The following is an 18887-nucleotide window of genomic DNA, read 5'->3' as shown; positions in this document are numbered from 1 at the left end:
AGAAATCTTGGAGCAGGCAAGCAACCATTTCCCTAACGAATCCGACTTAATTGATGGATGCATCCGCGGCGACCGCAAGGCACAGGCCGAGCTGTACCAGCGTTTTGCACCCCGCATGTTTGGCGTTTGCCTGCGCTATGCAGCCAACAATGAAGAAGCCGAAGACATGCTGCAGGAAGGTTTCCTCAAGGTGTTTCGAAAGCTGGATAGCTACCGCGGCGAGGGCTCGTTTGAAGGTTGGGTGCGCCGCATTTTTGTAAACACGGCCATTGAACATTTCAGGCGGAAAACAAGGCTGCAGCCGCTGAGCGGCACCGAAGAAGAAACCATTGAAGGCAAGTACCTGACGGCCCTGGACCATATGGCCGAAAAGGACATTGTGCAACTGGTGCAAGGCCTGCCACCGGGCTACCGTACGGTGTTCAACCTGTACGTAGTGGAAGGGTACACCCACCGGCAAATTGCAGAAATGCTGAACATATCAGAAGGCACTTCGAAATCGCAACTGTCGCGGGCCAAACAAATTTTACAGGAACTGGTACAACAGCATATCGAAAAAAGAAAAGTACGGTAAAACCCATGCAAAAGGATTGGAAAGAACGGTTACACAATTGGACGCCCGAGCCTCCACCAGGCGGCTGGGAGCGGCTTTCCGATGCATTGCCCCAGGAGCAGCCGGCTTATGCACAAAAGCTGTACGATTTTGCAGCACCGCCTCCACCCGCGGTTTGGGATGATATTTCAAAAGAACTAAACGGCGAGCAAGCATCGCCGCCGGTCATTCAAATGTATCCGCGCAAAAGATGGCTGCAGGTGGCCAGCATTGCGGCTTCGCTCCTTTTTGCCGTATATTTTTTACCGCCGCTGTTCCGGTCTGGCGGGCAAACTACTGCTCCGGCTTCCACTCCTGTTGTGCAACAGGGCATGCCAACCGTTAATGTGCCGACCAATGCCTTAACGGTGCCGACGGTAGAAACTACTCCGATTGCTATAGCTGCATCAAACGAACAACCGGCGGTATACATTGCAAATGTGCCGCTGCCACCAAAAGATAATGCACCCCTGCGGATGGCCACTACCGAAAGGGCCAGCTCTGTCTTGCGGTCATGGCTACCCGAAAATGAAGATGTGCCGCATGTGGGCAACTTTATCGACCGTTATATCATACTGCCGGTAACTGAAGATGCAGCGGTGCGTTTGCCTAAAAAATTATACGCAGCTTTTCGATGCGAAGAACAACCTGACCCTTCGGGATGCTGGGAACGGCTGGCGGCGCTGCGGCGCCAGATGGCTGCCCCGGAGCAACTCGCTTCAGCCGATTTCCTGGGCGTGATGGAAGTGGTGCAAAATATGGGTTCGCTTCAATAAGCGATCGGCTGCGCGGCATTGTAATGCACCGGCGCAGTAAATTGCAGCCATGGCCCGCATTAAAATTGACCTACCGCAATCTTTTTCATTTTTTACAGAAATACCGGTGCGCATTACCGACCTGAATTATGGCGGGCATGTGGGCAACGATACCATTCTATCGATGATGCACGAAGCCCGGATGCGCTTTTTGCAACACCACGGCCTGGCCGAGCTCAACCCCGACAGCGCCAGCCTGATCATGAGCGACGTGGCCATTCAATACAAATTGGAACTGTTTTATGGCGACAAGCTAAAAGTCTATGTAACGGCCTTTGATTTCGGCCGTGTTGGTTTTGATCTTGCTTACAAATTGGTGAAAAACGAAGGGGAAGAAGTGGTGGCGCTGGCAAAAACCGGGATGGTTTGTTTTAATTACCAACAGCGCAAAACGGTGGCTGTGCCGCAATTATTTATTGATAAACTCTCCGGCAGCGAATAATAAAAATGGATTGATCTTTTTGCGGTAAATATTTATGCTTTTTGCATGGTGTCGCTGGGTACCGCTTCATTCCATATGCGCCAGCTTTCCAGCGCCTGCCCTACCAGCATTTCATAGCCATTGACAGTTGCGGCTCCTATTGCTGCGCCTTTTTGTAAAAAAAGCGTTTGTTCCGGGTTATAAATTAAATCAAACAAGAGGTGTTGCGGCGTGATGGCATCGTATGGAAGCAGTGGCGCTGCATCAACATGCGGGTACATGCCTACCGGCGATGTGTTGATGACCAGTAAGTGCTGCTGCATCATTGCCTCGTCCACATTATTATAGCCAATGGTTGCTGCGCTGCTGGTTCGTGAAACAACGGTGGCCGCTATACCCAGTTGCTGCAACACGTACAAAACGGCTTTGGCTGCGCCGCCGGTACCAAGCACCAGGGCGTTGGTGTGTTGCGGGCCCAAACGCGGTTGCAAAGAATTTCGGAAGCCCACTACATCGGTGTTGAACCCATAGAGCTGGCCTTCCGAAATTTTGATGCAGTTGCAGGCACCGATGGCCGCAACTACATCATTTTTGTAATGTAAAAAGGAAAGTACATCTCCCTTGTAAGGAATTGTCACATTCAGGCCGGCAAGATCGGGATGCTGGTGCAGCAAGCCGGTTAACTGACCAATATGTTCAAGTTCGAAGTTTTCGTAGCGGTGGCCTGCCAGCCCTTCACGGGCAAATTTTTCAGTAAAGAATGTTTTGGAAAACGAATGTTTCAGCGTTTTTCCCAGCAGTCCGTACAGGCTCATTCTACTTCGGCTTTGTCTAAAAACAAGTGAAAGGTATCGCCGCGCAAACCTACACGCATCGACTCCAAGGGAATGACTTCAGTAGGTGCAATGTTGCCCAGGTTTACATTGCAACCAAGCAGTTCGATAAAATATAGTTGCTGCTCTTTTTGCGGTGCTTCCCAAAGGATTTTCTCGCCGGGAATTTGGGTCAGGATTTCCTGCACCAAACCTTCCCGCACTTCGCCCGAGCCGCGGTAAATACCAACGTTGCCACCTTCGCGGGCTTCGGCAATAACATATGATGCGCCGGCATTCAACTCAGCCTGCATCAACTCAATCCACTTATACGGCGGAATGATGTGTGCGGCATCTTTACTGCCCACTTCGCTCAGCACAGTGCCATGCTTGGTGAGCTTTTCAATATAACCGCATTTTTCAGCATGCGGAATGGTGATAGAACCATCACTTACCTCCATATAACGAACGCCAAAATCTTTGCAAACGCTGATATAATCTTCAAACTGGTTGCGGATCAGGAATGCTTCAAAGAGGGTACCGCCAAAATAAACGGGCACATCGTATTCGGCATACACCGCCAGTTTTTCTTTGAGGTTGGGCGTAACGAATGAGGTACCGAAACCCAGTTTCACTAGGTCGATATGCGGGTGTGCTACACTTAAAAAATTACGGGCATCCTGAACGCTCAGGCCTTTGTCCATAACCATGGTAATGCCGGACAAACGAGGTTTGGCGATCCGTTCAGGAATTTGGGAAAGATTAAAATTCATGCGCTGCAGATTGAAACCACAACTGGTGTGATTGCGCGCAAAAATAGGGGAAATCTTTGCCTATTGCCCAGATTTGCCACCGCGTTTTCGTTTGTGGCGGGCTACCATTTCTGCAACCTGGCTGTTTTGCAACAACGCAGGATTGAGCGCCAGCATTTTTTTGAACAACCGCGGCGCAGCAACCAAAGCTTTTTCAAGGCATAAAAGCGCTTCTTTAGGTTTGCGTTCGGCCAACAGCACAGCGCTTAAGTAATAATAAAAAACAGGTTTGCCATCGGTGGCTTCCAACGCTGCACTTATTTGCTGGCGGGCTTCATCGTAGTATTCGCCTTCGTACAGGCAGCGGATCAGCGCTTCCCAACCGGCTGCACGCTTAGGCCGCAGCTTTACTACGTAAGAAAAATACAACAGTGCTTCTTTATACAACCCCAATTGCAATTTGCATTCACCCATCAACAGGTTTGCTTCCTGCTGGTTGCGCTGAATGCGCAGGGAAACATCGAGCTGCTTGATGGCGCTGTTGTATTCGCCTTCGTTGTAATAAGTGCAGGCAATTTTATAATACAGTTTGCTGTCCTCTGGATTCATGTGGGCAGCCTTGCGGTAATGAATGCGGGCCTGCCCATAGTTTTTCAACCGGTCGTAACAATGGCCAATGGCTTCATAAATCACCTCTTCGGGCTTGGACAGTTCGAGTACTTTTTCCAATGCCTCAATGGCTTCCTTGTATTTGCGCAGCCTGATGTATGCATCGCCCATATTGCGGTATGCATAATCAAATTTTTCATCGATCACCAATGCGTACTTGTATGCATCAATGGCTTTTTCATACAACTTCAAACCCTGGTACGCCGTGGCCAGGTTGAACCAGGCCAGCTCGCTGTAAGGCTGCTCGTCGATGATGCGCATGTGCAGCCGGATGCTTTCTTCGTTGCGGCCGGTAAAATCGGTCCAGAAACAAATTTTATACAATGCCTCCTCGTTGGTAGGATCTTCCTCGAGGATCATTTTCAGGCAATCGAACACTTTTTCAAATTCCTCGTAATCATCATACACATCGGCCAACTCAAACAAGAGTTCTACCTTTTCCTCGCCTTCAAACAAACCAATGGCTGCCTCCAAAAGCGCCACGGCTTTTTCCTGCTGGTCCAGCGCCAGGTAAGCGTCGGTTTTTAAAATATACAGGTTGATGTCGTTGGCATCAAGCAGTTCGGCTTTCTCTAAAATTTCCAGCGCCTGCCGGTATTTGCGGGTAGCCAGCAGGAGGTCGGCTTTTTTGAACATGAGAGTGGCGCAAAACGGGAAATGCTCCATGGCAATGGTGGCTGCTTCCAGCGCTTTGCCCATTTCCTCGCGGTCGTCGAAGTAATCTATGATTTGCTCAAAAGCTTCTTCCTCAATAAAAGCGCTGCTTTTTCCCAAACGGAGGTTTTCATAACTGCGCAACAATTCCTGAAGGTTCTCTTTATCAAAGTGCGGGTCTGTTTTCATCCTACAATCCTCCGGTTACAAATTACTATTAAGCTAAAAAGGAGCCAATTATCACAACTTTTCTTTATCCCCAAACGTTAAACAGTTTGTAATAGATTTTGGAAACACTTTAGCATTTGTTAATATTTTTACTATATTTGCCTACTGCAAATGAAAAATTCAGCCTTCAAATACATCTCCCTCTTTAAGCGCCAGGCCTGCACTGTTGTGCTGTTGGCGGCTTCGGTGGCTGCTTTTGCCACTTTGGGCGAAGGCAAAAAACGCGATACGGCACAGCACAAAACTACTACCCTGCTGGCCCGTACGCCCATCACCAATTTCAAGAACTTTACGCTCCGCTCCGGTTACCAATACCGCGGCAGCAGCATCATCAACACCATGGCACCTAACAAGTACATTGTTCTGAACCAGGTGATCACTTACCAAAAAGGCAATCAAACTTTTATCCTGCCCCTCAAAAAGAAGGTGCTGTTGGATAAAGTAACCTTTAGTCCCACACAACGCTAAGTAGCAGCGCTTCCATTTTTACCGGCAAAGAACTGATTTAAAATAACTCAAGGGGCATTTTATGCCCCTTTACCATTTATTGGCGTCCACCCTTACTTTCCTCGTAAGTCATTACACGGAAACCAGATTGGGGCAGATCGAACTTGGCTACCGGCACCGGGCTGAAGTTGATGCGGGAAACCGTGTAGGTAATATTGAGATTGCCCATCGATGAAACATACTCCATAGGCAGTCCGGGCAGGCCCTGCGCCAGCATGTTGAAGCTTTTATTTTCCAGCAATATATCCGGCGTGTACCAAACATGAACAGGCGTACCGTCGCTTAGTTTACCCAGTGCCTTCTTGCAGTTGTAACCCAAGATCTGTTTGGTCGAATCAATCAGCGTAAATTGGATATCCTTGTACTTGCTGTTCATTTCTTGCCAATTGGCCTGTGTCAGGTTGATGAGGTATTTCTGGTTGCCGTAATCTTTTAAAATGGCAATGTTGTTTTTAATGCCGTCGATGATGGTGGCCTGTGTGCCCAGCGAGCTCACCATCTCGCTGCGGCTGCGGTTGCCTTTGATGAATACGGTGGTGGTGGCACCGTCCAAAAAGTCGGCGGCCTGCGGTTTGTCGGAGCCGGTGTTGATCACCACGTCGTAACTGATCACGCCTTCGGTAAACTTTTTCTGCCCCAGTGCGGAAACAGACCAAAACAAACCAGCCAGCAGCAAAACCTTTATTTTATTCATAATTACAGGTAATAGACGAGCCAAATATCCCAATAAGTTGTCTGTATAAAAAATCCCGCCATAAGGCGGGATGGAAAGTTTTGTTATCATTGAGGATTCGCATTATTGATTACTGATCATTAATTATTGAACCAGCCGCAGCGCAGTAATCAATAATAAATAACCAGTAATGCCCACCTTAGCGTCCGCCGCTTTTTTTCTGCATTTCCTGCACTTTCTTTTGCTGTTCTTGCATGGCTTCAATCCGCTCCTGCCACTTGGATTTCGTCTTCGGCTTTTTCCTGTTCTCGTCTATCCTTGCCAAAATCTTATCGTGGTTGATGATGTAATTCTGGATCACAAACTGCAGCACCAGCGTAATGATGTTGGACACGGTGTAGTACCAGGTCAAACCCGACGGCAGCTTGTTGAACACAAACAGGAGAATGAAGGGGAAAATATACGGCATGTACTTCAGCGCCGGGTTGCTTTGGTCCGGCGTCATGCTCATGCTGTAGATCGAAATGAGGAACGAAGTGAGCACCGCGGTAATGGTAAACAGGCTCACATGCGACCCGTAAAACGGAATGGAGAACGGCAATTCTGCGATCGAGTCGTACTGCGACAGGTCGGCTGCCCACAGGAAGCTTTCGCCGCGCAGCGCAATTTCCGAGTTAAAGAAACTATAGAGGGCAAAGAAGATCGGGATCTGCAACAAACCGGGGATACAGCCACCCAGCGGGTTTACGCCTGCTTCACGGAACAATTTCATCTGGTCCATGCTCATCGCCTGCTGATCGTCGCCGTGCTTTTTGCGCAGCTGCTCAATTTCCGGCCGCAGCGCTTTCATTTTGGCACCACTTAGGTAGCTACTGTAGTTGAGCGGCGAAATGAGCAGGCGGATGAACAGCGTCAGCAGCAGGATCACAATGCCGTAGTTGCTGGTAAAATTGCGGAAGAAATCAAACACCGGGATCACGATCCAGCGGTTCAGGTATTTTACAAAGGCAAACATGCCGGTGCCCAGGTTCACGATATCTTCCATATCGTTGCCGTATTGCTTCAGCACTTTGTAATCGTTGGGGCCAAAATAGAAACCCAGCGGAATAGTGGTGTTGGCCGAGGCGGGCAGCTTCAACTTCAAATTAGCCCTGGCCTCAACAATGGTGCTGGTATTTTCGGGAGCCGTCCAGGAAACTTCGCCTGAGGCAAAATTGTTTTTTGCCAGCAGCGTGGTGTTGAAAAACTGTTGTTTTACCGAAACCCAGTTAATGGGATCGTCAAACTTTTCGGTGGAGCCGCTACCTACCAGTTCATAATCAGGATCGCCGGCCACGCGGTAGTTTACCGACGACTGGGTACGTTCGTAATCCAGGTCGCGCTGCAGTTGCACCGCCTGGTTTTGCCACAATACATTCAGCTCGTTGTTCTGTGTCAGCTGCGGAATGCCGTTGAGGCCCAGGTTGAAGTCAACCAGGTAATTGTCTTTGCGCAAAACGTATTGGTGCACAATAGACGAGCCATCGTTGCCCACCAATTGAAACTGCACGGTGGTAGAGCCATCGGCGTTTTGCTTGGGCTGGCCGCCGGCAAAATAGAAATTGGTTACGTCGGCAGTGCGGTTATCGCCGGTGCGCACCACGTAGCTAAATTTATCAAAAGCCGTAGCGCCCAGTTTTACATTGGTGCTGTCGGGGGCTTTAAAAGCTTTCAGTTCAACCGAACGGGGCTGGCCGCCTTTGTTGGTAAAAACAATCTTCACCAGTTCGTTCTCCACGGTGGTCAGTTGCTCCATACCGGTAATAGCCGCCTGGAAACCACCGGCTGCCGCTACCTTGGTTTGCGAATCGAGGCGGATGGAATCGCTGCGAAAGGCCATGCTGTCGACTTTGGGCAGGCGGCTTTTGGCAATGGAATCCTCAATGGCTTTTTGGCGCATAAAAGCCTGTTGCTCACGGCTGTTGTAGAAAAAATAAGCAACAAAAAGAACGCCCAGGATTACGAAACCGATGACGGTATTCCGATCAAAATTCATTGGTGGTATATATTGTGTACTGTGTGGCAGGCCAAAAGTTTAGCAGCCAAAAACCGCGGTAGAGCGGAATTGGCGCAAACCTCCTACCCTTTATAAAGGGTGGCAAAGATAGTCAGGAACCTTGGACGAACCCCATTTTCGATGCTTTTTTGGGAGGCGTTCATCGGCAAAAGACATAAGCCGCCCTTACTCCGAACCATTTCCAGCCCCATTTTTACCCTCTTTTTAACCCTTTTGCTGTAAGTAAAATGCAGCGCCAGCTTTTTTGACAAAAAAGAAACGGGGAACCCACAGGCTCCCCGTTTGCAAAAAGTATGAATGATTAAACAGCTTCGTTCACTTTGTTGGCACGCTGTGCTTTTCGGTCGTGAAACTGGCGGGAAGCCGCAACAAAATGCACAAACAGCGGATGCGGTGCTTCCACGGTGCTTTTCAGCTCGGGGTGGTATTGGCAACCAATAAAATACGGGTGGTTGGGCAATTCCACGATCTCCACCAGACCGGTCTCCGGATTGCGGCCGCTGGCCACCATACCGGCACCTTCGTATGCCTCGAGGTACTCGTTGTTGAACTCGTAGCGGTGGCGGTGGCGTTCGGTGATTTGCGTGGTGCCATAAATTTTATGGGCCAGCGTACCTTCTTTAATGGTGCATGGGTAAGCACCCAGACGCATGGTGCCGCCTTTCTGGGTAATCTTTTTCTGCTCCTCCATCATGTTGATCACAGCGCCTTCGGTGTCGGGCTGCATTTCGGTGGAGTGTGCATCTTTAATGCCCAGGATATTGCGGCCAAATTCGATCACGGCCATTTGCATGCCGAGGCAAATGCCAAAAAACGGCAGTCCGGTCTCCCTGGCAAATTGCACTGCAGTGATTTTGCCTTCAATACCGCGGTGACCAAAACCAGGCGCTACCAGCAACCCATCGAGGTTGATCAGCTTTTCGGCCACATTCTCCGGTGTCAGGCTTTCGGAGTGGATAGGCACCACCTGCACCTTGCATTCGTTCATGGCGCCGGCGTGTATAAATGCTTCCAGAATGGATTTGTACGCATCCTGCAGCTCCACGTATTTACCAATCAGGCCAATGGTGATCTTGGCTTTGGGGTATTTCAGTTTATCCAAAAATCCTTTCCAACGCGTCAGGTCGGGTTCGGCAAATTCGGTGATGTTCAATTTTTTCAACACGATCAGGTCGAGCTGCTCGTTCAGCATCAGCAGCGGCACTTCGTAAATAGTGTTGGCATCCGGCGCCTCAATGACCGCTTCGGGTTTTACATTACAAAACAGTGCGATCTTGCGTTTGATGTCGTCGTTCAGCGGCTCCTCGCAGCGGCACACGATCACATCCGGGAACACGCCGTTTTCGCTCAGCATCCGCACCGAGTGTTGCGTGGGCTTGGTTTTGAGCTCCTTGGCCGCTTTGAGGTAAGGAATCAGCGTCAGGTGTACCACCAGCAAGTCCTCGTCGGGCAGTTCCCACTGCAACTGGCGAACAGCCTCCACATACGGCAGCGATTCAATATCGCCCACAGTGCCGCCCAACTCGGTAATCACAATATCGTACTGGTTGTTTTGGCCCAGCAGTAGCATCCGCCGTTTGATCTCGTCGGTAATGTGCGGCACCACCTGCACTGTTTTTCCCAAAAATGCCCCTTCTCTTTCGCGGTTGATGACATGCTGGTAAATGCGGCCCGTGGTTACGTTATTAGCCTGCGACGTGTAGATGTTCAAAAAACGTTCGTAGTGGCCCAGGTCGAGGTCGGTTTCGGCGCCGTCTTCGGTTACGTAGCACTCGCCATGCTCGTACGGATTGAGCGTTCCGGGGTCCACATTAATGTACGGATCAAATTTCTGGATAGTAACACGGAGGCCACGGGCCTGCAGCAATTTTGCCAATGAAGCGGCAATGATGCCTTTACCCAACGAAGATGTAACGCCACCGGTTACGAATATATACTTAGCCATAAAAGGTTGTTTCCAGCTTTTAATAGGAGGGCCTGTGGCCGCTCCAAAAACAGTATTTGCTAACCAACGGTGGGCAGCAACAATGTTTTAAAAAATGCTTTTAAAATAAAAAGCGCAGGCGAAAACCTGTCGCTCATGACCGGCGGATGGGTCCTTAAAAAATCCGGGAGGTCGTGCAAACCTACGCCAAATTTTAAACCTGCATATCCATTTTAACAGGGCTGTGGAAAAATGAGATTTTATGCACTGTAAATGGATATTTTTGCAGCGGTTTTGTTGCTTTTGCATATCGCTAACCGCACAAGACACCGGCAACCAATAAACCCTACTGCTATGAAAATCTGCATGCTCCCCTTGTTGATCCTGTGTACATTGGCCCTTAATGGCCAAATATTTTCCAAGCCTCCCTCCCAACTTAAGCCTTATACCATTTACCTGAATGCTGCATTTGCCCCGGGGCTTAGAACCGGCGTATCTCTTTCGGTGCTGGATGCACGGCCCGACAGTTCAAAGCTTGGTTTTATGAGAAAGGGGAAAAATGAGTTTTATAAAATTGTACCCGATCAAAGTATCGGTCAGTTTTTTGAAAAACACACGCATTTAAAAGATGTCGGTACAGATTCCGGTTTTTCTTATTTATTGGTACTGCGCAAATTGATGCTCGACGAAAACAATCCTGAGTTTCAGCTTCATGCCTCGATTCCGCTTATTAAAAACAACGCACATTCAAATTTTGGCAGGTGCCATGCACGCATTGAAGTGTATTTAAAAAATGGGGAACGCTACATACCGCTATTTCGGCTCGACAGCCTATTTACCAGTAACAAACCGCTCAAATCGTGTGCAACCGACCTTTTGTATCAACCGTTCGAATATTGCCTTGATCGACTACCCACGAAACAAAGCCCTGCCCAACTGGCAAAACGAAAACAGATGACGATCCAGGAAGTCATTGCATTTTCTTTTAAAAATACCCTACAAGCGCATGCCCTGATAACCAATACAAAACGGGGGATTTATCATACCTATTCTGACTTCCTGAATAATAAGGTTGATACCGCTTCCTTCTCAGTTCAGTCAGGTAAATTATCCGATGAGCTCTTTTTGCAACAAGGAGAACAGCAGCAATTGCTTACCATTTTTTGGGGCATTTGCGATGGCAACAATGTTTTTATCCGCTTGGGCCCCAACCTGTTCCAGCTTCACCCGGTTCAAAACACTTTTGAATTGTGGGGTTTCCCACACCTTACGCAGCATTACCGCAAGGTGAGCCCGCTTCTTTTAGGAAATAGCCCACTTCAACAATTAGCATTTTTGGGTTTGGGCCACGCACTGGATCAAAACAAAGTGAAGGGCGACTTGAAACCGCTGCTGCTGGATGCAGAGACAGGCAATATTTTTTGAGCCACACAGGCCTTAACCCTTTACAATTTTATCGTAGCTGGTGGCAATGCCTTTGATGAGTGAAGAAGAAAAACCCTGGTGCTCCATTTCGTTGAGGCCCGCAATGGTGCAGCCTTTCGGCGTGGTTACTTTATCAATTTCCTGCTCGGGGTGGGCGCCGCGCTGCAACAGCAGTTCGGCAGCTCCTTTTACGGTTTGCGCCGCAATAAGCGAAGCGGTTTTGGCATCAAAACCAATTTCAATGCCGCCCTGGATATTGGCGCGAATGTAACGCATGGCGTAAGCCGTGCCGCAGGCGCCCAGCACCGTGGCGGCATCCATCAGCTTTTCATCGATCACGGCCACTTTGCCCAGCGCTGAAAAAATATCATGTACCCATTTTACCTGGTCTTCCGAAGCCTGGGTGCTGGCGAGGCAGGTCATGCTTTCCTGGATGGCGATGGCGGTATTGGGCATGGCGCGGAACAGCGCCATTTGGCGGCCCACCACTTCCTGCAGGTCTTTTAGAAAAATGCCTGTTACCACCGAAACCAAGACCTGCTGCGGGTTGAGGGCAACCGCAATTTCGGTGAGCACTTCTTTTACCTGGAACGGTTTCACCGCAAGAATCACCATGCCGGCTTCTTTTACAGCATCGGCGTTATCGGCAGTAACGTTGGCGCCTTGCTCTTTCAAATGCTGGAGTGCGGCAACGGTGCGGCGGGTAATGGTAATGTGCTGCGGATGTACAAAGCCGCTTTTGATCAGGCCTTCGGCAATGGCGGTGCCCAAGTTGCCGCCGCCAATGATAGCAATGGATTGGTTCATGGTAAAAATAAAAAAGCAAGCGGCCGTAATACCGCTTGCTAAGATAAGTTATGCGAGGCGTGAAACGTAAAATGTGAATCGTGAATGGAGAAGATTATTGATTATTCATTATTAATTATTGGGGGCAATGAAAAAGCAATAAACCTCTAATGCCTCGAACCAACAATCAATAATCGTTAATTCAATAATTACTATCAACTACCAACTATCAACTCCATCATCTATCATCCATCATCTTCTAAATCATACTCAACGCGCCACCAGCCTCTTCTTTCGCCAGCAGGCTTTCAATGGCCGTGTCGTATTGTTCTTTCCAGGTGGCAATTTGTCCCCAGCTCTCGCCGCCCACAACTACTTCGCCGCCGGTAACGGTGCCGAGTTCATAGGAGGGCAGGTTGCCCAGCGCATTCTTAAATGCAGCAACCCCATCGGCTGCAACCGAAACCAACACACGGCTTTGTGCTTCGCCAAACAGGTAGGCATCTTTGCGGAAGCCTTCTACCACCTTCACGTCAAAGCCCAATCCATTAACAAAGCCGCTTTCCAGCAGGGCTACGATCAGGCCGCCTTCGGCCAAGTCGTGTGCCGAACGGAGCACGCCGGCTTTGATCAGTTCGCTAACCTTTTGCTGCAGTTGAAACTCTTCGTCCAGCTCGAAATAAGGCGCCGGAGAAAATTCAACACCGCGGATCTTCTGTAAATATTCAGATGAATTAATATCGTTTTGCAAAGAGCCCAACAGGAAAATCACATCGCCTTCCCTTTTGAAATTCAGGCTCATTGTTTTTTCCAGGTCTTCCACCAAACCTACCATACCAATGGTGGGTGTCGGGTAAACCGGTCCGTCAGGGTTCTGGTTGTAAAAACTCACGTTACCACCAGTTACCGGCGTATCGAATTTGCGGCAAGCTACGCCCATGCCTTTTACCGCATTTACAAACTGGAAATAAACCTGCGGATCGTAAGGGTTGCCAAAATTAAGACAGTTGGTTACTCCCAATGGCTGTCCGCCGCTAACAGTAATGTTGCGGGCAGCTTCCGCTACGGCAATCATCGCTCCTTTATACGGATCGGCAAAAACATAGCGGCTGTTGCAATCAACAGTTACGGCCAGGCCCTTGCCCGTTTCTTTTACCAGCACGATCTGCGCATCGGAAGGCGCATTAGTAGAAGCATTTACGGTGCCCACCATACTGTCGTATTGATTGTAGATCCAGCGTTTGTTGGCGATGGATGGCAGTTGCACGAGTTTTTCTGCGATGGCTTTCAAATCTGCTGTTTCCGGTTCGGAAACAGACTCGGGTTTAAACGCTTCAATTCTATCGAAATATGCAGGCCGCTCATAAGCCCGTTCGTATACCGGTGCGCCACCGCCCAGCACCAGTTCCTGTGCGGGAATCTGGGCTTCCAACTCGCCGTGCATATAAAAATGGAGCAGTCCGTCTTCAGTAACCTCACCAATTACGGCACTTTCCAGGTCCCATTTATCAAACACCGCTTTTACTTTATCTTCCTGGCCCCGTTCCACTACCAGCAGCATGCGCTCCTGGCTTTCGGAAAGCAGTAGCTCCCAGGCCTTCATGTTTTGCTGGCGCATAGGCACTTTTTCCAGGTCGATGCGCATGCCCACCTCACCTTTAGCGCTCATTTCGGCGGTAGAGCAGATGATGCCTGCGGCACCCATATCCTGCATGCCCACCACGCCGCCGGTTTCAATTACCTCCAGGCAAGCTTCCAGCAACTTTTTTTCCTGGAACGGATCGCCCACCTGTACGGCCGGCAGTTCCTGCACCGACTCGGCAGTGATATCGGCCGAGGCGAACGAAGCACCACCAATACCGTCTTTACCCGTAGCCGAACCCACATACATCACGGGGTTGCCTTTTCCAAGCGCAGTTGCAGAAACGGTTTTACCCGCCTTTACAATACCCACGCTCATGGCATTTACCAGCGGGTTGGTATGGTAGCAGTCTTCAAAATAAATTTCGCCACCAACGGTGGGTACGCCAAAGCAGTTGCCATAATGGCCAATGCCGTGCACCACGCCAGCCAGCAGGTGCTGGGTTTTATCTTCAGAGAGGCGGCCAAAACGCAGCGAGTTGAGCGCCGCAATAGGACGGGCACCCATGGTAAAAATATCGCGGTGAATGCCGCCAACGCCGGTGGCTGCACCCTGGAAGGGTTCCAGCGCCGAGGGGTGGTTGTGCGATTCGATTTTAAACACCACGCCGTAGTCGTTGCCGATGTCCATCAGGCCTGCGTTTTCCTCGCCGGCTTTTACCAGCATGCGGCCGCCTTCGCGGGGCAGGGTCTTCAGCCACTTGATGGAGTTTTTATAACTGCAGTGTTCGCTCCACATGCCCGAAAAAGCACAGAGCTCGTTGAAGTTGGGCGTACGGCCCAGCTTTTGTTTGATCAGCTCAAATTCTTCGGGAGTGAGGCGGAGTTGTTGGGCGGTCTTTACGGTAACTTCCATAATGGGTGTTTATGCGCGGCAAATGTAAGTTGTAAGTGCGAAGTGGTGGTAGTAAAAAGTTGGCGGCGAGGCTTGGTTTGGAATGCAAAGAAACGCTTTATGGCTACGGTATTCATTCTTTAGTGGACTACTACTACCATCGATCCCAATCGGGTAAACTTGGACCGCACCCTTCTTTTTCGGACTTTCGGCTCTTGTAAACGACCCGTTTCTTTTTCAAAAACTGTTTCCCCGTTCATGGCCTACGCCCTTTTTTTTGCATACCTCATTGCGCTTCTTTGGGCCATTCCGCGCATTCCGTTTTTTCGCAAAGCAGGCTTACCAAAGCGTTATCTACAAGGCCTATTCCTGATCAAAGCGGCGGCAGGTGTGGCTTACGGTTATTTTCATGCGCAGCGGGGAGGCGGCGATACATGGGTGTACCATCAATACGGGTTGGAAGATTTACAAACACTGCAGTCGGACCCGATCCTTTTTCTAACCAGCATCAAAAACCCGGGTTACAGCACTGGGTATGGAGAATTTTTCGGCACAGCTAATTCGTGGTGGAACGACCTGGATGGACATGTGTTTGGAAAAATGCTGGCCATTGCCCACCTGCTTAGCGGCAGCAACTATTATATTAATAGCTTGTTTTTTAACCTTTTCTCCTTTGCGGGCCTGTTGCTACTTTATCTCGTGTGGCAGCACAGTGTTCCTGTAAAAAAGCCACTGCTGGCACTGGCGCCATTTTTACTGCCCTCATTTATTTTCTGGAGCAGCGGCATTCATAAAGAAGGTATGCTGGTATTGGCGCTTGGCTTACTACTGTATGCGGTTTACTTTGGCTTGTTTGAACAGAAATGGGGAGCCAAACGTATAGCGGCCATCGTCATTGGATTACTCATTGTGCTGGTGATGCGCAACTACCTGCTGCTCCCCTTGCTGTTGGGACTGGTTGCTTTTGCAGCCGCAAAATGGGCCCAACCCAAAATTCATCCCCTCGTTACTTACTGCGTTTTATTTTTTATAGCCGGTCTCCTTTTTTTCTCGGCGCATCTTTTTTTACCGGGCATCAATTTACCACAGGTTGTCATGGACCGGCAGGAAGCCTTCAGTGTGCTGAGCAGTCCGAACCGATTTGCTTCGCTGGATTTAGAGCCCAATACGCTTTCCTTTTTGCAAAATGCGCCGCAGGCATTGTATAATGCCGGGGTCAGGCCAATGCTTTGGGAGGCGAATAATGCTGGCGCCTTGCTATCGGCGATTGAAGCAACGGTGATAATCGTTCTTTGTGCGTTTGCCCTGTGGCGCATTGCGGCAGCAGGTTGGCGTAACTCACTATTATTGTTCTGCCTGTTTTTTTCTATTGCGTCACTTTTGATTATTGGCTATACCGTTGTATTTCCCGGCGCCATCGTTCGCTATCGAAGCGTGGTGCTGCCCTTGATGTTGATGCCAGTAATGGCTCAGCTACTGCGGCAGCCTGCAGAGCATTTACCCAACAATCAACCATAGCATTGGCGAACCTGATTTGAATTAAAGCATAGCAACAATCATAATAAATCTAAATACAAATTATATTTTCAACTAATATTATCAAAACAAATTACCTCATCCGTTTTTCGCTGTTGTATCATCAATTTTTCCACACTTTTTACAGTCATTTCGTGAAAATGACGGCGTTTTCTTAAAAATATTTCAACATCTGCAGCATTAATTCTTATTTTGCCAAAAATTTATCTATGTCCTTGCGTTTTCAAGCCCTCAGCGGTTTAACCGAATCCTCCACCGATTCGCTGCTGGAATCCGTTAACGGAAACGGCAGCTACCTCAACGGTTCAGCTAAAATCACCGGCATCTTTGGTGAGAATGTTTTTACACTGAGCAAAGCCCGTCAGTTCCTGAGCGACGAAGCATATAAAAGCCTGAATGGTTCGATCAAAGCCGGTCAGAAAATTGACCGCGCCATGGCCAACCAGATTGCTCATGGCATCCGTGCCTGGGCCGAAACCAAGGGCGTAACGCACTATACACACTGGTTTCAACCCTTGACCGGCACCACCGCCGAAAAACACGATTCGTTTTTTACCCTTAAAACAGACGGCACTCCCATCGAGCAGTTTGAAGGCGATGCGCTGATCCAGCAAGAGCCGGACGCTTCTTCTTTCCCCAACGGTGGCCTGCGTGCTACTTTTGAGGCCCGCGGCTATACTGCATGGGACCCCTCCTCTCCTGCATTTATCCTGGAAACAGGTTTTGGTAAAACCCTGTGTATTCCAACCATCTTTGTTTCTTACACCGGCGAATCGCTGGATTATAAAGCACCCCTGCTGAAGGCTATTGAAGCCCTCAACAATTCCGCAGTGGATGTGTGCAACTATTTCGACCGCAACGTGACCAAAGTAACCGCTACCCTTGGTTGGGAGCAGGAATACTTTGTGATTGATGAGGCGATGTTCAATGCCCGCCCCGACCTGGTAATGTGCGGCCGCACGGTTTATGGCCACAACTCGGCTAAAAACCAGCAGCTGGAAGACCACTACTTTGGTTCTATCCCGGAGCGTGTGTATGCCTTTATGCGCGACTTTGAAAAAGAAGCGTATGTATTGGGCATTCCCCTGCGTACCCGTCACAACGAAGTGGCGCCTGGCCAGTTTGAGTGCGCCCCTATTTTTGAAGAACTGAATTTGGCCGTAGACCATAACACCCTGCTGATGGATGTAATGGACCGCGTCGCTAAGCGTCATAAGCTGCGGGTGTTGCTGCACGAGAAGCCTTTTGCCGGCATCAACGGCTCGGGCAAGCACAACAACTGGAGCATGGCTACCGATACCGGTGTAAACCTGCTCAGCCCCGGCAAAACACCGAAGACCAACCTGATGTTTCTGACCTTTTTTGTGAACACCATCAAGGCCTTCCACGATTACGCCGATATTCTCCGAGCCTCCATTGCTTCGGCCTCCAACGACTTTCGCCTGGGTGCCAACGAAGCGCCTCCCGCAATCATGTCGGTGTTCATTGGCCAGTACCTGACCAAAGTACTGAACGACATCAAGCAACGCGTTGGCGACAAGTTTGACGAGCAGGACGAAAGCATGCTGAAGATGGACATCCACCGCAGCATTCCCGAACTGCTGATGGACAACACCGACCGCAACCGTACTTCGCCGTTTGCATTTACCGGTAATAAATTCGAGTTCCGCGCTGTAGGTTCTACCGCCAACTGCGCCAACCCCATGACCGTGCTGAACACTGCCATGGCCGCCACTTTGAAGCAATTTAAAGCCGACGTGGATGGACTGATTGGCAAAGGCGAGAAAAAAGAAATTGCCATCATGCACGTAATTAAGGAATACATCCTGTCTTCCGAAAAAGTGCTGTTTGAAGGCAATGGCTACTCCGAAGAGTGGGCCCAGGAAGCCGAAGGCCGCGGTTTGCCCAACGTAAAAACCACGCCGCTGGCGCTGGATGCGATGGTTACCGAAAAAGCATTCAAGCTGTTTACCGAAAACAACATCTACTCGCACAGCGAGCTGGAAGCCCGCCACGAAATTGAGCTCGAAAAATACATCAAGAAGGTACAGATCGAAGGCCGCATGATGGCCGAACTCGCTACCAGCCATATTTTGCCGGCAGCGGTGCGCTATCAGAACCTTCTGATCAACAACATCAAAGGCTTGAAAGAAGTAGGAATGGCAGAAGATACCTACAACAGCCAGGTGGAGTTGCTGCAAACACTTTCGCGCCACATCAACGAAACAAGCACCAACGTGGTGGCTATGATCAAAGCCCGCAAAAAGGCCAATGCACTGGAAAATACCCGTGAAAAAGCCATTGCGTACGCCGAAGATGTGAAGGAAGCATTCTTTGACAAAATCCGCCGCCACGCCGACAAGCTGGAACTGCTGGTTGACGACAAAGAATGGTACCTGCCTAAGTACCGCGAGCTGCTCTTTATGCGCTAAGCAATTGTCCCGATCATAAAAAAAGCCTGCTCTGTAAAGAGCGGGCTTTTTTATTTAGGGCAATAGTGAAAAATCCAAACGTGGTCGTTATGAAGCAGAACAAACTACAAAGAAGCTAACATTTGCTCA

General features: G+C 49.5%; 15 protein-coding genes. 7 read left to right on the top strand and 8 right to left on the bottom strand.

Annotation, left to right across the window (positions count from 1 at the left end):
* Nucleotides 1–7: 7 nt before the first annotated feature.
* Genes EPD17_RS07995 through EPD17_RS07985 form a run of 3 tightly spaced genes read left to right on the top strand, consistent with a single transcriptional unit; the run spans nt 8 to nt 1849 of the window.
* The gene (locus EPD17_RS07995; RefSeq protein WP_132053277.1) at nt 8–574 is read left to right on the top strand and encodes an RNA polymerase sigma factor; all 567 of its coding nucleotides are present in this window, start codon (nt 8–10) and stop codon (nt 572–574) included.
* Nucleotides 575–579: 5 nt separating this feature from the next.
* A complete protein-coding gene (locus EPD17_RS07990; RefSeq protein WP_132053275.1) occupies nt 580–1368 on the top strand; it encodes a hypothetical protein in 789 nt (262 codons plus the stop codon).
* Nucleotides 1369–1417: 49 nt separating this feature from the next.
* Nucleotides 1418–1849, top strand: coding sequence for an acyl-CoA thioesterase (locus EPD17_RS07985; RefSeq protein ID WP_132053273.1), 432 nt, complete (start codon nt 1418–1420; stop codon nt 1847–1849).
* Between the two features lie 32 nt (nt 1850–1881).
* Here the strand turns inward: EPD17_RS07985 and EPD17_RS07980 are convergent, their stop codons facing one another.
* From EPD17_RS07980 to EPD17_RS07970, 3 genes are read right to left on the bottom strand one after another with little or no spacing between them, the layout of a single operon-like run.
* Nucleotides 1882–2643 carry a shikimate dehydrogenase family protein gene (locus tag EPD17_RS07980; protein ID WP_132053271.1) on the bottom strand — a complete coding sequence of 254 codons (762 nt, stop codon included), beginning with the start codon at nt 2641–2643 and terminating at the stop codon, nt 1882–1884.
* The gene (locus tag EPD17_RS07975; RefSeq protein ID WP_132053269.1) at nt 2640–3413 is read right to left on the bottom strand and encodes a phosphosulfolactate synthase; all 774 of its coding nucleotides are present in this window, start codon (nt 3411–3413) and stop codon (nt 2640–2642) included. Before EPD17_RS07975 ends, EPD17_RS07980 begins: the two co-directional genes overlap by 4 nt.
* A gap of 60 nt (nt 3414–3473) precedes the next feature.
* Nucleotides 3474–4904 (bottom strand): tetratricopeptide repeat protein, encoded by a 1431-nt coding sequence (locus EPD17_RS07970; protein ID WP_132053267.1) that lies wholly within the window; start codon nt 4902–4904, stop codon nt 3474–3476.
* 150 nt (nt 4905–5054) lie between these two features.
* Here EPD17_RS07970 and EPD17_RS07965 point away from each other — a divergent pair, with 150 nt between their 5' ends.
* Entirely contained in the window at nt 5055–5411 is a 357-nt protein-coding gene (locus EPD17_RS07965) for a hypothetical protein (RefSeq protein WP_132053265.1), read from the top strand.
* A 76-nt stretch (nt 5412–5487) separates the two neighbouring features.
* On the opposite strand, the gene EPD17_RS07960 is transcribed toward EPD17_RS07965, so the two are convergent.
* From EPD17_RS07960 to EPD17_RS07950, 3 genes are all read right to left on the bottom strand, one after another.
* Complete coding sequence (locus EPD17_RS07960) at nt 5488–6144, bottom strand: DUF4412 domain-containing protein (protein ID WP_132053263.1); 657 nt, start codon at nt 6142–6144, stop codon at nt 5488–5490.
* Between the two features lie 178 nt (nt 6145–6322).
* Complete coding sequence (yidC, locus tag EPD17_RS07955) at nt 6323–8158, bottom strand: membrane protein insertase YidC (protein ID WP_132053261.1); 1836 nt, start codon at nt 8156–8158, stop codon at nt 6323–6325.
* Between the two features lie 322 nt (nt 8159–8480).
* Nucleotides 8481–10124 (bottom strand): CTP synthase, encoded by a 1644-nt coding sequence (locus tag EPD17_RS07950; RefSeq protein WP_132053259.1) that lies wholly within the window; start codon nt 10122–10124, stop codon nt 8481–8483.
* Nucleotides 10125–10376: 252 nt separating this feature from the next.
* On the opposite strand from EPD17_RS07950, the gene EPD17_RS07945 reads away from it, so the two are divergent.
* Entirely contained in the window at nt 10377–11528 is a 1152-nt protein-coding gene (locus EPD17_RS07945; RefSeq protein WP_132053257.1) for a YajG family lipoprotein, read from the top strand.
* Between the two features lie 12 nt (nt 11529–11540).
* Here the strand turns inward: EPD17_RS07945 and proC are convergent, their stop codons facing one another.
* Together proC and purL are read right to left on the bottom strand one after the other, a co-directional pair.
* Complete coding sequence (proC, locus tag EPD17_RS07940; RefSeq protein ID WP_132053255.1) at nt 11541–12335, bottom strand: pyrroline-5-carboxylate reductase; 795 nt, start codon at nt 12333–12335, stop codon at nt 11541–11543.
* Nucleotides 12336–12573: 238 nt separating this feature from the next.
* The gene (purL, locus tag EPD17_RS07935) at nt 12574–14811 is read right to left on the bottom strand and encodes a phosphoribosylformylglycinamidine synthase subunit PurL (protein WP_132053253.1); all 2238 of its coding nucleotides are present in this window, start codon (nt 14809–14811) and stop codon (nt 12574–12576) included.
* Nucleotides 14812–15048: 237 nt separating this feature from the next.
* On the opposite strand from purL, the gene EPD17_RS07930 reads away from it, so the two are divergent.
* Both EPD17_RS07930 and EPD17_RS07925 read left to right on the top strand, forming a co-directional pair.
* The gene (locus tag EPD17_RS07930) at nt 15049–16308 is read left to right on the top strand and encodes a hypothetical protein (protein WP_132053251.1); all 1260 of its coding nucleotides are present in this window, start codon (nt 15049–15051) and stop codon (nt 16306–16308) included.
* Between the two features lie 227 nt (nt 16309–16535).
* Nucleotides 16536–18758, top strand: coding sequence for a glutamine synthetase III family protein (locus EPD17_RS07925; protein WP_114235229.1), 2223 nt, complete (start codon nt 16536–16538; stop codon nt 18756–18758).
* Nucleotides 18759–18887 lie beyond the last annotated feature (129 nt).

This window comes from Pseudocnuella soli (assembly GCF_004347775.1).
GTDB classification, from domain to species: Bacteria; Bacteroidota; Bacteroidia; order Chitinophagales; family Chitinophagaceae; genus Flavisolibacter; species Flavisolibacter aquaticus.
The sequence above is the reverse complement of the archived record's forward strand: the minus strand, read 5'-3'. Positions and strand labels throughout refer to the sequence as shown.